Consider the following 13,772-nt stretch of genomic DNA (forward strand, 5'->3'; position numbering starts at 1 on the left):
CGCCCGCGCCCGCCGGCCGCACGGCGGACCGCCCGGGGTCAGCCGGCCGGGGCGGTGATCTCGCGCTTGAGGATCTTGCCGCTGGGGCCCATCGGCAGGGCGTCGGTCACCCACACCTTGCGGGGGTACTTGTAGGCGGCGACACGGTCGCGGACGAACTGCTGCAGTTCCTCGGCTGTCGCCTCGGCGCCGGGCCGCAGGACGACCGCCGCCGCCACCTCCTCGCCGAGGCGCTCGTCGGGCACGCCGAGGACGGCGGCGAGGGCCACGGCGGGGTGCTCGTGCAGGACCTCCTCGATCTCGCGCGGGTAGACGTTGTAGCCGCCCCGGATGACCAGGTCCTTCTTGCGGTCGACGATGTAGAGGTAGCCGTCCTCGTCCTGCCGGGCGAGGTCGCCGGTGCGCAGCCAGCCGTCCGGGATCGCGGTGGCGGTGGCGTCGGGGAGGTTCCAGTAGCCCTTCATCAGGTTCGGGCCGCGCACGGCCAGCTCGCCGACCTCGCCGGGCGCCACGTCCTGGCCGCTCTCGTCGAGGAGCCGTACCTCGACGTCGCGGATGGGGGTGCCGACGGAACCGGGCTTGCGGGGCCGGTCGGGGTGGTTGAAGGAGACGACGGGGCTGGTCTCGGACATGCCGAAGCCCTCCAGCACCATGCAGCCGAACCGCTTCTCGAAGCCGTGCAGGACCTCCACGGGCAGGGAGGCGCCGCCGGAGACGCACATGCGCAGGGTGGAGACGTCGGCGTCGGCCGGGTGCTGGAGCAGCGCGGCATACATGGTGGGCACGCCCTCGAAGACGGTGGCCCGGTCGCGGGCGATGGCGTCGAGCACGGTCTGCGGGTCGAAGCGGGGCACCAGGGTGAGGGAGGCGCCGCTGCGCACGGCGACGTTCATGGTGCAGGTCTGGCCGAAGATGTGGAACAGCGGCAGACAGCCCACGATGACGTCGTCCGGTGTCAGGCGCTGCACCTCGGTGACGTTGACCTCGGTGTTGTGGCGCAGCCCGGCGTGGGTGAGCGCGGCGCCCTTGGGGCGGCCGGTGGTGCCGGAGGTGTAGAGCAGGACGGCGATGTCGTCGGGGGCGACCTCCGCGGCCCCGGGCAGCGGCTCGTGCTCGGCGAGGAGCGCGGCGAAGGCCTCCGGCTCCACGGCGATGCGCCGCACGCCCGCGGCGGTGGCTCCCTCGGTGCCCTCGCCGGGCGCCGCGTGCCACTCCAGGAGCAGGGCGGCGCCGCAGTCGCGCAGGTGGTACTCGGTCTCGCGGGACTTCAGCAGCGGGTTGAGCGGTACGACGATGCCGCCGGCGCGCAGGATGCCGTAGTAGAGGACGACGAACTCGGGGACGTTCGGCAGCATCAGGGCGACGCGGTCGCCGTCGCGCAGGCCCTCGGCGCGCAGCAGCGCGGCGGCCCGGGCGCTGAGGCGGTCCAGCTCGGCGTAGGTGAGGGTGAGCGGGCCCAGGCGCAGCGCGGGGCGCTGCGGCTGCCGGTGTGCCGTCTCCACCAGGAACTCCGCCAGATTGGCCATGATGCCTCCTCGCATCCGTGTTCGCGGCGCCGCCGCCGACGCTCCCGGCATGGTGGCCGCCGGTCGGGCGGGCGTCCATGGCCGGGCCCACAGCAGGCGCCGCCCGGGATTGTTCCTCGTCACAATGAGGGCGCTGTACGCTGCGGGGATGAGTCTGTCCGAGGTGGGCGCGGCGCTGCGGGAGCGCCTTCCGGAGCTGGGTGTGCGGATGGCGGAGCGCATCCGCGCGGAGGTCGAGTCGTACGCGAACGAGTCGCTGATCCCGTTCGCATCGCTGCGGGAGTCCTGCGAGGGCAACGCCGACCTGGTCCTGCGGCACTTCGCGCTGGGCACGGAGGCGGCGGTGCGGCCCGCCCGGGCCACGGGGCGGCTGCGAGCCGAGCAGGGGGTGCCGCTGGCCGACACGCTGCACGCCTACCGGGTCGGCTTCGAGTTCCTGTGGGCGCAGGTGGTGGCGGAGGCGCCGAGGCATCCGCAGGTCACGGACGCGCATCTGGTGGCGGGGTCGTCGGAGATCTGGGCGCTGTTCGGCCGCTACGCGGAGGCGGTGGCCGCCGCCTACCGGGAGGCCAGTGCCGAGCTGGCGCTGCGCCGCGAGGCGCGCCGGTCGGCGCTGGTGGAAGCGCTGTTCACGGGGGCGCTGGCCGGGTCGACGACGCTGTGGGAGGTGGCACGGCAGCTCGGTCTGCCGGAGCGGGGTCCCTACGCGGTGGTCGCGGCGGCCGTGCCGGATCCGGGCGAGGAACCGCTGCCGGGCATCGAGGCGGAGCTGGGGCAGGCGCAGCTGCCGTCGGCCTGGCGGTTGCTGCCCGACGAGCAGGTCGGGCTGGTGGCGTTGGCGCGCGGTGAGGCGGAGTCGGTGGCGCTGAGGGCGCTGCGGCGGCGGCGCGCGCGGGTGGGCGTCAGTCCCCGGTTCGACTCGCTGCGCGACACGCCGCAGGCGCTGCGGTTCGCGCGGCTGGCGCTGGCCGGGCTGCCCGGCGCGGGGGCGGGGGTGGCGCGCTTCGACGACAGCCCGCTCGCGATGCTGGTGGTGGCGGCGGCGGCCGAGGCGGCCCGGCTGGTGCAGCTGGCGCTGGGCCCTGTGCTGGAGCTGCCCGAGGCGGAGCGGGCGCGGCTGCTGCAGACGCTGGGCCACTGGTTCGCGGCGCGCGGGGTGGCGGCCGAGGCGGCGGAGCGGCTGTACGTCCACCCGAACACCGTGCGCTACCGGCTGCGCCGCGTGGAGAAGCTCACGGGGCGTTCACTGTCCGACCCGGCGGCCCTGGCCGACCTCGGCACCGCGCTGCACGGGCTGCGGCTCATGCCTCGCTGAGGCGGGGTCGGGCCAGGACCGGCGGAGGCCGGCGACGAGGATCGGGGGCGGCCGTTCTTGCTCCCGTGCGCGCCTACCTCGGGGGATGGGATGCCGGGCTGCCGGGCGAAGGCGAGGGGGCCGCGCCGCCGGCGCGCGCCCGGGCCACCGCGCGCCCGGCTCCCGGTCGGTGACGGGGCCGCCCCCGTCGGGCGGGTCACCCCGTCAGGTCCGCCACACGGCGCGCGACCGGCCCGAACAGGTCGCCGATGGTGGTCAGGGCCGCGGTGTGGAGGGCGGCGGCGGGCAGCGCGGTGCCGTCGGGGGCGGTGAGGGTGCGGGTCGCGGTGGCCTCGGCGACGACGGTCGGGCGGTAGCCGCGGGCGAAGGCGCCGTGCGCGGTGAACGCCACGCACATGTGCGTCATCAGCCCGGCCAGCACCAGGTCCGGGCCAGCGCCCAGCTCGCGCAGCACCTTCTCCAGGTCGGTCCCGTGGAAGGCGTCCGGGACCTGCTTGACCACCACCGGCTCGCCCTCGACGGGGGCGACCTCGGGGCTGATGGCGCCGATCTCCGCGCGGATGTCGTACGGCGTGCCCTCGCCGCCGTCGTTGACGACGTGCACCACGCGGGCGCCCTGGGCCCGCGCGGCGGCGAGCAGCCGAGCTCCCGCGGCCACGGCCTCCTCCACGCCTTCGAGGGCCATGACGCCGGTGCGGTAGGTGTTCTGGAAGTCGATCAGGACGAGGGTGGCGTCGGCGAGCGCGGGCAGGCCGTTGTCGAGGCCGACGACCTCGCGGAGGGAAGGGGAGACGGACATGATCGGGTGGTTTCCTCTCTGAGGGTGAACGGGTTCCGGCAGGCATGCGGGGATGCGGGCATGCGGGCATGGTGGATGACGGCACGTCACTTCCGCGGTGTGCCAGCCGAGTTGGAATCGTGAAGGAATAAGGCCGAGCGGCCTAGACCGTCGTACGGAAGCGGCGCCGGTAGGCCGCCGGGCTGGTGGCGATACGGCGCCGGAAGGCCCGGTGCAGGGTCTCCACCGAGCGCAGGCCGGTCGCCCGGGCGATGTGCTCCAGGGGCTGGTCGGTCGTCTCCAGCAGCCGGCGGGCCGCCTCGACGCGCAGCGACTCGACGTACGCGGCCGGCGTGGCCCCGGTCTCCTGGGTGAAGACCCGCGCGAAGTGCCGCTCGCTGAGGTTCATGCGGGCCGCGAGGGCCGCCGCCGACAGGTCCGCGTCCAGGTGGTCGGCGACGTACCGGCGCAGTTCGTCGATGTCCCGGCGGTCGGTCGGCGGGCTGCTGATCGGCACGCTGAACTGGCTCTACCCGCCCTGCCGTTTGAGGTAGACGACCAGATGCCGGGCGACCGCGAGCGCCAGTTCCTCGCCGTGGTCCTCGGCGACCAGGGCGAGGGCCAGGTCGATGCAGGCGCTGATGCCCGCACCCGTCCACACCTTCCCCGACCGGACGAAGATCGTATCGGGGTCGACGGTGACCCGCGGGTGTTCGGCGGCGAGCAGGCCGGCCGTGGACCAGTGCGTGGTCGCGGTTCTGCCGTCCAGCAGACCGGCCGCGGCCAGCAGATGGGCGCCCACACACACGGACGCGATGCGCCGGGTCCGGGGCGCGAGGTCCCGGATCCAGTCGACGATGTACGGGTCGACCCGGGGCCGCAGCCCGTCGGCGTACGGCTCCAGCGCACCCGGCACGATCAGGGTGTCCACCGCGCCGTCCACATCGGCGAAGCCGGCGTCGGTGACCAGCCGGACGCCCGCCGAGGTGGCGACCGCCTCCCCCGCCGGGCCGGGTCCGGCGAGGCGGACCCGGTAGCGGGCACGGCCGCCGCCTTCGCGGTTGGCCAGCGTGAAGACCTCGGCCGGCCCCGTCACGTCGAGCAGGTCGACGTCGGGGAAGACCGCGATCACGACGCGGTGGTTGATCTCGGGCATGCCCCCATCCTCGGGGGCGGCCGGCGCGGCCGCAATGACGGGGTTCTGTCACATCCGGACACGGGGCGGACGCCCGGCATACCGACTGCGCGGACACCGGGGACGCCGCGGACACCGGGGACGCCGCGGACGCCGGGGACGCCGGGGACGCCCCAAGGTGGTGTCCCCTCCATGCCGGGGGCGGGCGGACGCCTCGTCATCCGGCGTGTGCAGCACCGGAGTTCAGCCCACCGCCGCCGCGAGCAGCGCGATCGCGGGCGGCAGCCCCTGGCCGACGGCGCCCCGCCACAGGCGCGGGAAGCCGGCGGCGAAGACGAGCGCGGAGGCGACGAGGAAAGCGCAGAAGGCGAGGACCAGGGTGCGGCCGGCGGTCGTGTCGCCGGTGTGCAGGACGACGACACCGGCGACCAGTCCGAGGCCGAGGAGGATGTTGTAGACGGCGACGCCCGAGCGCCACAGGGTGACTTCGGGGGCGTCGGCGGTGGAGGTGGTGAGGAAGAGACGGACGCCGGGGCGGTCGTAGGCGAACCGCTCCAGGGCGCCGACGACGAGGTGGGTCACCGCCGCGATCAGGGCGAAGACCTGGGCCACGAGATTCACGTCCGGAGTGTCCACCTCGGCCCCGGCGGCGACAAGGGCGTGCACACGAACGCCGCGCGCCGGGCCGTCGCCGGCCAACAGCTGCGGGTGACGCGGTTGCCAGGTGCGGACGCTCCGGCTGCCGATCGCGGGCGATCCGGCCTCCGGGTGCGGGCGGCGCGGCCACCCGGTGCAGACGGACGGCCTCACCAGGCGCGGGCCGCGCGCAGCAGGTGGTCGCGGACCTGGGTGACGTGTGGGTTGTCGGGGGCGCCGGGGCGTTGGACCAGGAACGCGGTGTTGATCGGCGGGTCGTCGGGCTCGTGCAGGGGGACGAGGTGGCCGGCGGCCAGTTCCTCGGCGCACAGGTAGCGCGGCAGGACGGTGAAGCCGGCGCCGGCCATGACCGCGGCCTTCACGCCCCGCAGGTCGGGGACGGTGACGGCGGCGGGGCAGGAGAGCCGGCGGCCGAAGACGTGCCGCCAGTAGCGGCGGGCGATGGGCAGGTCCTCGGCGTAGGTCACCAGCGGCACGCGGTGCAGCGCCGAGGGGCCGTCCGCGGCGAGCGGTGCCCTCAGGCGCTCGGCCCACACGGGTGCCGCCACCAGCACGAACTCCTCGTCGGTCAGCGGTACGGCGGACAGGGCGCGGCCGCGTGGGCGGACCGTGGCGACGACCAGGTCGTGGTGGCCGGCCCGCAGCTCGTCGAGGAGGGCGTCGGTGAGGCCGGTTGCCAGCCGTAGCCGTATCCCGTCGGCGACGAGGGGTGCGAGCGCGGGCAGCGCGCAGGTGCAGAGGAACTCGGCGGGGCCCGCGAGGTGGACGGGGGCGGGTGTACGGCCGGGGGCCTCGTCGGGGCCGGTGGCGGCGGCCAGCAGGTCGAGGCCGGGGGCGACGCGGGCGGCGAGTTCGTCGGCCACGGCGGTCGGGGCGACGCCGCGCGGCAGCCGCTGGAACAGCTCCCGCCCCGTCTGCCGCTCCAGGGTGCGCATCTGGGTCGTCACCGTGGGCTGGGACAGGCCGAGCAGCTGGGCGGCGCCCGTGAAGGAACCGGCGCGGTACACGGCGAGGAAGGTGCGCAGGAGGTTCAGGTCGGGCGGGGGCGGGGCCCCGGGCCTGTCCGGGGAGTCACTCTGGCTCACGGGGGGGAATCTACTCCCGGCGGAAACGCCCCCGCCATAGAGGAACCAATACGTGCCATCGAGATCCTCATTGGAATCCGAATGGTGTTCCGTCCTACCGTCGAGAGCGTTCCTCAAGCGACGACTCCCGGAGAGAACCACAATGTCGAAGATCCTCTTTGTGATGACCGGTGCCGATCACTGGACGCTGGCCGACGGCAGCAAGCACCCCACGGGCTTCTGGGCCGAGGAGGCCGTGGTGCCCTACGAGGCGTTCAAGGCCGCCGGGCACGAGGTCGTCGTCGCCACGCCGGGCGGTGTGGTGCCGGTCGTCGACCGGGCGAGCCTGGCGCCGGAGGTGAACGGCGGGCAAGAGGGCGCCGACCGGATCGCCGCCGCGCTGGCCGCCATGGACGAGATCAAGCGCCCGATCCGCCTGGAGGACGTCGACCTCGGCGCGTACGCGGCCGTCTTCTACCCGGGCGGCCACGGCCCGATGGAGGACCTCGCCGTCGACGCCGTCTCCGGCCGGCTGCTGGTCGACGCGCTGGAGTCCGGCCGGCCGCTCGCGGTCGTCTGCCACGGCCCGGCCGCGCTGCTGGCCGCCGTACGGGAGGACGGGTCGAACGCCTTCGCCGGATACGAGGTGGCCGCGTTCACGGACGCGGAGGAGACGCAGGCGGGGCTCGCGGACAAGGCGAAGTGGCTGCTGCAGACGCGCCTGGAGGAGGCCGGCGTGGTCGTGCGGGCGGGCGAGCCGTGGGCGGCCCACGTGGTCGTCGACCGCAACCTCGTCACCGGGCAGAACCCGGCGTCCTCCGCGCCGGTCGCGGCCGAGGTGCTGAAGAAGCTGGCCTGACCGCGCGGAAGTTGCCGAACCGGCAACAAGCCTCGTGGCTGCGCTCCCGCGCGGCGGATGATCGTGAGGGCCGGTCCGGTCGGGAGAGTCCGACGGGGCCCGGCCCGGTCGTCGTCGCCGCCGACAGACGCGCCCCCGTCGCGTCAGGGAGGATCCATGCCGCAGGCATCCGTCACCGACTTCACCCACCGGCTGGTCCCGTCGCCGGCGGGCCGCATTCACCTCGTCGAGCAGGGCAGCGGACCGCTGGTGCTGCTCGTGCACGGGTTCCCGGAGTCCTGGTACGCGTGGCGGCACCAGCTGCCGGTGCTGGCCGCGGCCGGCTACCGGGCCGCCGCGCTGGACGTGCGGGGCTACGGGCGTTCCTCGCGGCCGGAGGCGGTGGACGCGTACCGGATGCTGGAGCTGGTGGAGGACAACGTCGCCGTGGTGGAGGCGCTGGGCGAGCGGTCCGCGGTGATCGTCGGGCACGACTGGGGTGCGACGATCGCGGCCACCTCGGCGCTGGTGCGGCCCGACGTGTTCCGGGCGGTCGGCCTGCTGAGCGTGCCGTACACCCCGCCCGGCGGGCCGCGGCCGAGCGAGGTGTTCGCGGGGATGGGCGGCCCGGAGGAGTTCTACGTCTCCTACTTCCAGCGGCCCGGCCGGGCCGAGGCGGAGATCGAGCCGGACGTACGCGGCTGGCTCGCCGGCTTCTACGCCGCGCTCTCCGCCGGCACCATGCCCGCGCCCGGCGCCCCCGACCCCCACTTCGTCACCCCGGGCGGCACCCTGCGCGACCGCTTCCCCTCCGGCCGCCGTCCGGCCTGGCTGACCGAGCACGACCTCGACGTGTATGCGGGCGAGTTCGAACGGACCGGCCTGACCGGCGCCCTGAACCGCTACCGCAACATGGACCGCGACTGGTCCGACCTGACCCCGTACGCCGGCGCCCCGCTCCCCCAGCCGTCCCTCTTCCTGGGCGGCACCTTGGACGCCTCCACGATGTGGCTGTCCGACGCGATCGCCGCGTTCCCCACCACCCTCCCCGGCCTGACCTCCAGCCACCTGTTGGAGGGCGCGGGCCACTTCCTCCAGCAGGAACGCCCCGAGGAGACGGGCCGCCTGCTGACCGAGTGGCTGACGGCGGTGGACCGGCCTTGGAGGGTGACCCGGTGACGTACGAGTCTGCCGCCAAGGACCCGTGCCCGCACTGCCACGTCGTCCCATGCTGCGACCGAGGCCCGAGCCGCCCGTGACCGGAGCGGCGCCTACTCGGCGGCCGAGCCTGTCAGTGCCGCGGTGGGGCCGGGGGTCTTCCGGGGCGCCAGCAGGCGGGTCGGGCGGAGGGCTGTGAGGGCGATGAGTGCTGCTGCTGTCAGGAGTGCGGCGCTGAGGGTGAGGCCGAGGGCGTAGCCGTCGTTCAGGGTCTGGCGGGTGGCGGTGGCGCCCGTGCGGTGGTCGGCCGCGGTGCCGAGGGCGGCCAGACCCAGCGAGGCGCCGATCTGGCGTGAGCTGGTGAGCAGGCCCGAGGCGGTGCCCGTCTCGCGGGGCGCGACGCCGGCGGTGGCGACCGAGACGACCGGGCCCAGGCAGAGTCCGAAGCCGACGCTGGCGACGACGGACGGCCCGAGGACGTCGGTGGCGAACGACCCGTCGGGGCTGATGAGGCCGAACCACGCGAAGCCCGTCGCGGTCAGCAGGGCGCCGGCGACGAGCAGGCCGCGCGGCGGCAGACGGTAGCCGAGTCGGACGGCCAGGACGGAGCCGACGACCACGCCGAGCGCGAACGGCAGGAACATCACGCCGGTCAGCGCCGGTCCGGTACCGAGGACGCGCTGCACATAGAGGGAGACGAAGTAGAAGGCCGCGGCCATGGCCGCCCCCACCAGGAGGTTGTACGCGTTCGCGCCGGCCACCGAGCGGTTGGCCAGCAGGCCGGGCCGCAGCAGCGGTTCGCGTGAGGTGGTCCGTTCGACGCGGACGAACGCGGCGAGCAGCAGCGCGGCGACCGCGAGCGTCGTCAGGGTGACCGGCGAGGTCCACGCGTACCGGTCGGTGCGTACGACGCCGAAGACCAGGAGCGTCGTACCCGCCGTGGCCAGGACGGCTCCGAGCACGTCGGGGCGGCCTCCGCGCGCGGTCGGCGGCGTCGCGGGGACGCCGCGCCAGGCGAGGGCCAGCGCGCAGAGGGCCATCGGTACGTTCACGAACATCACCCAGCGCCAGCCGGCGTACTCGGTGAGCAGACCGCCGGCCAGGACGCCCAGGGTGCCTCCGGCGGCGTTCATCGCGCTCCACACGCCGAACGCGCGGACCCGGGCCTTTCCCGCGGGGAACGTCGCGGTCAGCAGCGCCAGGGCGGCCGGGGCCAGGGCGGCGGCGCCGATGCCCTGGGCGGCCCGGGCGGCGACGAGGTGTCCGGGCTGCTGGGCGAAGCCGCCGGCGAGCGAGGCCAGGCCGAACAGGGCGAGGCCGCCCAGCAGGACCCGCCTGCGGCCGTACCGGTCGGCCGCCTTGCCGCCCAGCAGGAGCAGCCCGCCGAAGGTGAGCGCGTAGGCGTGGATCACCCAGGTCAGACCCACCGCGCCGAACCCCAGACCGGCCGCGATCTCCGGGAGTCCGACGTTCACGACCGACAGGTCCAGCGACACCATGAACTGCACGACGGCCACCGCGGCGAGCGTCAGCCCAGCCCCCGGGCCCGTCCCGACACCCTGCCTGTTCCTCATCACCGACACCGTTCCTCTCCCTTGCCGCACCGACTTTTCGAACGCGTTCCGAAAGTAGCACCGGAGGGCGGCGGCTGTGAACCGGGAAGGCGGGATCCGTACCCGTGGCACGGCCGGCGGAGCGGGGCGGCATGATGGGCGGCATGTCCCGCTCGCTCGCACCGCAGGGCCGTACCGGCCGCCCGCCCCTCACCTCACGTGCGCAGATCCTGGAGGCGGCACACCGCCTCATCGACCGGGACGGGTGGGAGAAACTGACGATCCGCCGGCTCGCGGCCGAGATCGGGGTCGGGGCGACGACCCTGTACCACCACATCCGCAACAAGGAGGACCTGCTGATCCTCCTTCTCAACGACCACGTCGACCGGATCGAACGACCTCCGCTGCCCGACGACCCGCGCGAGCGCGTCGTCGTGGCCGCCACGGCGATGCACGACGCCCTCGCGGCCTGGCCGTGGGCCGCGGAGATCCTCACCGTGGACGGGTTCGTCGGCCTGCTGGACGCCTCGGCGCTGTGGATGGTCGAGGCCGTCCTGGCCGGGGCCGAGGGCTGCGGATGCACGCCGGACCAGGCCGTGCACGTCTTCCGCAGCATCTGGTACTACACGGTCGGCGAGATCCTGGTCCGCGCCCACTCGGCGCACCGGCGCCCCGGGGACGACCGCCCCGTCCGCCGTGAGCCGTCCTTCGCCGGTCTCGACGCGACGCGGGTGCCGCACCTGGCGGCGATCGGCGACCGCTGGCCCGCGCTGGCCGCACGGGACACCTACGGCGAGGGACTGCGCGCGTTCGTCGACGGCCTGCTGGGCCCAAGGGCCGCGCGGGGAGACGTCTAACGCTCTTCGTTCGGATCAGCCCGGCCCCGCGTGAGGCGCTTCAGTTGCCGGGCCGCCTCGCGGGCCTCGTCTTCGGCGTGGGTGAGGGCCTCGGCGGTGGTGTGGGCGCGTCGCTCCGCCTCCCGTCGGTCACGTTCGGCGTGCCGCAGGTCCTCCCGCGCCTCGTCCAGCTGCTCCTGTGCCGTCCGGTGGGCCTCCTGGGCCTGCCGCAGCTGCTCCTCTACCGCCGTCAACTGCCGCTCAGCGTCGTCCCGTTGCCGCTCGGCCTGGCCCTGGCGGTCCTGCGCCCGCCGCAGTGCCGTATCGGCGTCCTGGTGGTCGGCGCGCCGGCCGTCCAGGCGTCGCTGGGCCTCCTCGGCCGCTGCGCGGGCCTGTTCGAGGCGTTCCTCCCGTTGGCGGCGGCGCTCGGCCAGTTCGTCCTGGGGGCGGGAGCGGGCGGGGGGCGGGGTGGGCGGCGGTGACGGTGGGGACGGCTGCCGCGGGGTGCCTGCCTCGGCGGCCGGGCCGGAGGGGAAGTCCGACGGCGAGGTCAGCACGCCTTCCAGGCGGCCGGTGGCCCACTGGTCGGCGGCCCGCGCGTCGGCGAGCACGGCCCGCAGGGTGGACTCGACGTCCTGCCGCACCGAGTCCGACAGTCGCTGTCCGGCGTCGCGGGCGTGCTGTGCGGCCTGCCGGGTCAGGGCAGCGACGATCCGCCGCCGCTGCTCGGACAGCTCGCCGATGGCGGTGGTGTCGAGGGAGCGGTAGGCCTCGCGCAGGGCGCGGCCGAGTTCCAGGAAGCGCCGGCACTCCTCCGGTTCGGCGCGCAGCAGCAGGTTCGCGGTCCAGGCCGCGAGGGTCGGGCGGCGGGCGGCGCGGATCCGGCGGGCGTCGTCGGCCCGGCCGTCCGTCTTCGCGGCGAGCGCCAGCTCCGTACGGCGGGTGACGAAGGCGGAGGGGGGCACGCCGTACAGCTCGTCGAGCGCCGCCTCGACCTGCGGCCGGCGTTCGTCGTCCCGCTCGGCCTCGTCGGTGCCCTCGACCTGGCCGGCGTCCGCCGCGAGGCCCGCGTCCCGCGCGGCACGCTTGCCCGCCGCGCCGCTCCTTGCCGAGGACGCACGCCTGCCAGCCGTACCGGCGCCGGCCTTACCAGCGCCCCTCTTCGCGCCGTCGGCCTTACCAGCGCCCCTCTTCGCGCCGCCGGCCGCACCAGCACCCTTCTTCGCGGCGCCGGCCGCGCCGGCGCCTGTCCTCGCACCGCCGGCCGCACCAGCGCCCCTCTTCGCACCCCCGCGCGTACCCCTGCGCCCGCCCCCGCCGTCACCCGCGCTCAGGGCCCCACACCTCCGGTCCCCCTTCGTGCCACTCGATCAGGTCCGACTCGAGGACATCCAGTTCGTCCCAGCCCGTCAGGCCGGCGTTCTGCAGGAAGACGGTCAGGTCGTGCAGGCTGTAGGCGGTGCCGAGGATGCGGTCGTCGATGCGTACCCGGCGGCCGCCGGTCGGGGACGGCGGGGAGACGATGACGCGGTGCTCGGGCATGGCACCAGCCTCACCCGCGACGGCCCGCCCCGCATCCCGGCCCGCACGTCCCCGCCACCGCGGGCGCCGCGCGCCGGGGTCAGGACACAGTCGTCGCGTACGACCGCAGCAGGTCGAAGTTCTGCGCGTACGCGTCGTGCGGGGCGGCGCCCTCCAGCCGCAGCAGCGCCTCGTCGTTGTCCCGCAGCGAGGACATGTCCAGGTTGTGCGAACCGGTGAAGGTCCACTTGGTGTCCGGGTGGCCGGCGTAGTTGCCCTCGATGGTGAAGTACTTGGAGTGCACCAGGTAGCCGTCGGTGGTGTTGAGCTTCTTCAGCGACAGGTTGGCGTGGCCCTTGAGGATCGCCTCGTCGTTGCTGTTGGCGTAGACGATCTGGACCGAGCAGCCCTGGTCGGCGAGGCCGGCGAGGGCCTGCGCGACGGCGTCGCGGTGCAGGGCGAAGGCGGCGACGCGGACGATGGAGCGGTGGGTGGAGGTGCCGACGGTGGTGTTGCCGGTACAGGAGACGTTGTTGAGGACGTCCACCACGACGTCGCCGGTGGACTGCGGGAAGAAGTAGTACTTCTCCGTGCCGACCTTGGCGGTGGTGTAGTAGTTGCTCGTCCGGTTCTCGGCCGCCAGGTCGTTGAAGTAGTTCACGTAGGCGGTGTACAGGTCGGTGTTGCCGACGACCGTGTACGCGTTGTTCCAGTACTTGTCGACGTTGACCGAGGTCTGGTTGGCCGACGTCTGGATCACCACGTCCTCGCCGACGCCCGTGGTGTCGCCGATGCGGGAGAAGGTGAAGAACTTGTTGTGGTTGATCGGGTTGGTGCCGCCCGTGGCGATGCACGCGCCGGCCGCGCCGCACACGTGCACCCACGACGTCGCCGACATGCTGGTGCCCAGCTCCGCCTTCAGGCTCGCCACGGCGGTGGAGTCGGCGTAGGCCGCGTCGAGCACCACGCGGACCTGGACGCCCCGCTGGTGGGCGCGGATCAGGGCGTCGGCGTAGTCCTGGTCCTTCAGGGCGTACAGGGAGGCGCGGATCAGCCGCCCGCTCACCGTGTTGTCGATCGCCTTGATGATGTGGTCCTTGACGGCGTTCTGCTCCGCCGCCGTGCCCTTGGGGTTGTTGAACACGGCGCCCGTGACGACGGGCGCGTCGACGGCGTGCGAGGCGCCCGCGGTCGGCAGGAGGAGGGTGGTGGCCATCAGGGCGGTGACGAGCAGGCGCTTGCGCACGCGGGGCTCCCGGTGATCGTCGCTGGGTGAAGGACCAGATCAGACCACACTCCGTCACTTTCTCGCCATGCCCATGACCCAAAGGTGTCGAGCGTCCGCTTCCCGGCCAACCTCCTGGTGTTCCCGGCTCGTTCACCTAAGGATC

Annotated in this window: 12 protein-coding genes and 1 pseudogene; 4 read left to right on the plus strand and 9 right to left on the minus strand. The window is 74.4% G+C overall.

The window, feature by feature from the left end:
* Window positions 1-38: 38 nt before the first annotated feature.
* Window positions 39-1,526 carry a long-chain-fatty-acid--CoA ligase gene (locus tag IE308_RS10925; protein WP_190217720.1) on the minus strand — a complete coding sequence of 496 codons (1,488 nt, stop codon included), beginning with the start codon at window positions 1,524-1,526 and terminating at the stop codon, window positions 39-41.
* A 148-nt stretch (window positions 1,527-1,674) separates the two neighbouring features.
* Here IE308_RS10925 and IE308_RS10930 point away from each other — a divergent pair, with 148 nt between their 5' ends.
* Entirely contained in the window at window positions 1,675-2,841 is a 1,167-nt protein-coding gene (locus IE308_RS10930) for a PucR family transcriptional regulator (protein WP_229908824.1), read from the plus strand.
* 196 nt (window positions 2,842-3,037) lie between these two features.
* On the opposite strand, the gene IE308_RS10935 is transcribed toward IE308_RS10930, so the two are convergent.
* The 4 genes and pseudogenes from IE308_RS10935 to IE308_RS10950 all read right to left on the minus strand — a co-directional run bounded on the left by IE308_RS10935 (window position 3,038) and on the right by IE308_RS10950 (window position 6,496).
* A complete protein-coding gene (locus IE308_RS10935) occupies window positions 3,038-3,640 on the minus strand; it encodes an isochorismatase family protein (protein ID WP_190217721.1) in 603 nt (200 codons plus the stop codon).
* A gap of 142 nt (window positions 3,641-3,782) precedes the next feature.
* Window positions 3,783-4,775, minus strand: a pseudogene (locus IE308_RS10940) (GlxA family transcriptional regulator).
* Window positions 4,776-4,997: 222 nt separating this feature from the next.
* On the minus strand, window positions 4,998-5,375 hold the full coding sequence (locus IE308_RS10945) for a DUF1304 domain-containing protein (RefSeq protein ID WP_190217722.1): 378 nt from the start codon (window positions 5,373-5,375) through the stop codon (window positions 4,998-5,000).
* A gap of 185 nt (window positions 5,376-5,560) precedes the next feature.
* Window positions 5,561-6,496 carry a LysR family transcriptional regulator gene (locus IE308_RS10950; RefSeq protein WP_190217723.1) on the minus strand — a complete coding sequence of 312 codons (936 nt, stop codon included), beginning with the start codon at window positions 6,494-6,496 and terminating at the stop codon, window positions 5,561-5,563.
* Window positions 6,497-6,638: 142 nt separating this feature from the next.
* On the opposite strand from IE308_RS10950, the gene IE308_RS10955 reads away from it, so the two are divergent.
* Window positions 6,639-7,334, plus strand: coding sequence for a type 1 glutamine amidotransferase domain-containing protein (locus IE308_RS10955; protein WP_190217724.1), 696 nt, complete (start codon window positions 6,639-6,641; stop codon window positions 7,332-7,334).
* A gap of 156 nt (window positions 7,335-7,490) precedes the next feature.
* Window positions 7,491-8,492, plus strand: a complete 1,002-nt coding sequence (locus tag IE308_RS10960) for an alpha/beta fold hydrolase (RefSeq protein WP_190217725.1) — start codon at window positions 7,491-7,493, stop codon at window positions 8,490-8,492.
* Between the two features lie 92 nt (window positions 8,493-8,584).
* On the opposite strand, the gene IE308_RS10965 is transcribed toward IE308_RS10960, so the two are convergent.
* A complete protein-coding gene (locus IE308_RS10965; protein ID WP_190217726.1) occupies window positions 8,585-10,045 on the minus strand; it encodes an MFS transporter in 1,461 nt (486 codons plus the stop codon).
* A 143-nt stretch (window positions 10,046-10,188) separates the two neighbouring features.
* Between IE308_RS10965 and IE308_RS10970 the strand changes: the two genes are divergently transcribed.
* Window positions 10,189-10,881 (plus strand): TetR/AcrR family transcriptional regulator, encoded by a 693-nt coding sequence (locus tag IE308_RS10970; RefSeq protein WP_190218274.1) that lies wholly within the window; start codon window positions 10,189-10,191, stop codon window positions 10,879-10,881.
* Here IE308_RS10970 and IE308_RS10975 read toward each other — a convergent pair.
* The 3 genes from IE308_RS10975 to IE308_RS10985 all read right to left on the minus strand — a co-directional run bounded on the left by IE308_RS10975 (window position 10,878) and on the right by IE308_RS10985 (window position 13,627).
* Entirely contained in the window at window positions 10,878-11,825 is a 948-nt protein-coding gene (locus tag IE308_RS10975) for a hypothetical protein (protein ID WP_229908825.1), read from the minus strand. The genes IE308_RS10970 and IE308_RS10975 overlap by 4 nt on opposite strands.
* A gap of 355 nt (window positions 11,826-12,180) precedes the next feature.
* On the minus strand, window positions 12,181-12,402 hold the full coding sequence (locus IE308_RS10980) for a hypothetical protein (RefSeq protein ID WP_110626169.1): 222 nt from the start codon (window positions 12,400-12,402) through the stop codon (window positions 12,181-12,183).
* Between the two features lie 79 nt (window positions 12,403-12,481).
* A complete protein-coding gene (locus IE308_RS10985; protein ID WP_110626170.1) occupies window positions 12,482-13,627 on the minus strand; it encodes a phospholipase D-like domain-containing protein in 1,146 nt (381 codons plus the stop codon).
* Window positions 13,628-13,772 lie beyond the last annotated feature (145 nt).

It is taken from the genome of Streptomyces griseosporeus, assembly GCF_014656055.1.
Classification (GTDB): domain Bacteria; phylum Actinomycetota; class Actinomycetes; order Streptomycetales; family Streptomycetaceae; genus Streptomyces; species Streptomyces griseosporeus.

Excerpts from the sequence above, each read along its gene's own strand:
- IE308_RS10925 (WP_190217720.1), bottom strand. The coding sequence starts at position 1,526 with ATGGCCAATCTGGCGGAGTTCCTGGTGGAGACGGCACACCGGCAGCCG.
- IE308_RS10930 (WP_229908824.1), top strand. The coding sequence starts at position 1,675 with ATGAGTCTGTCCGAGGTGGGCGCGGCGCTGCGGGAGCGCCTTCCGGAG.
- IE308_RS10935 (WP_190217721.1), bottom strand. The coding sequence starts at position 3,640 with ATGTCCGTCTCCCCTTCCCTCCGCGAGGTCGTCGGCCTCGACAACGGC.
- IE308_RS10955 (WP_190217724.1), top strand. The coding sequence starts at position 6,639 with ATGTCGAAGATCCTCTTTGTGATGACCGGTGCCGATCACTGGACGCTG.
- IE308_RS10960 (WP_190217725.1), top strand. The coding sequence starts at position 7,491 with ATGCCGCAGGCATCCGTCACCGACTTCACCCACCGGCTGGTCCCGTCG.
- IE308_RS10965 (WP_190217726.1), bottom strand. The coding sequence starts at position 10,045 with ATGAGGAACAGGCAGGGTGTCGGGACGGGCCCGGGGGCTGGGCTGACG.
- IE308_RS10970 (WP_190218274.1), top strand. The coding sequence starts at position 10,189 with ATGTCCCGCTCGCTCGCACCGCAGGGCCGTACCGGCCGCCCGCCCCTC.
- IE308_RS10980 (WP_110626169.1), bottom strand. The coding sequence starts at position 12,402 with ATGCCCGAGCACCGCGTCATCGTCTCCCCGCCGTCCCCGACCGGCGGC.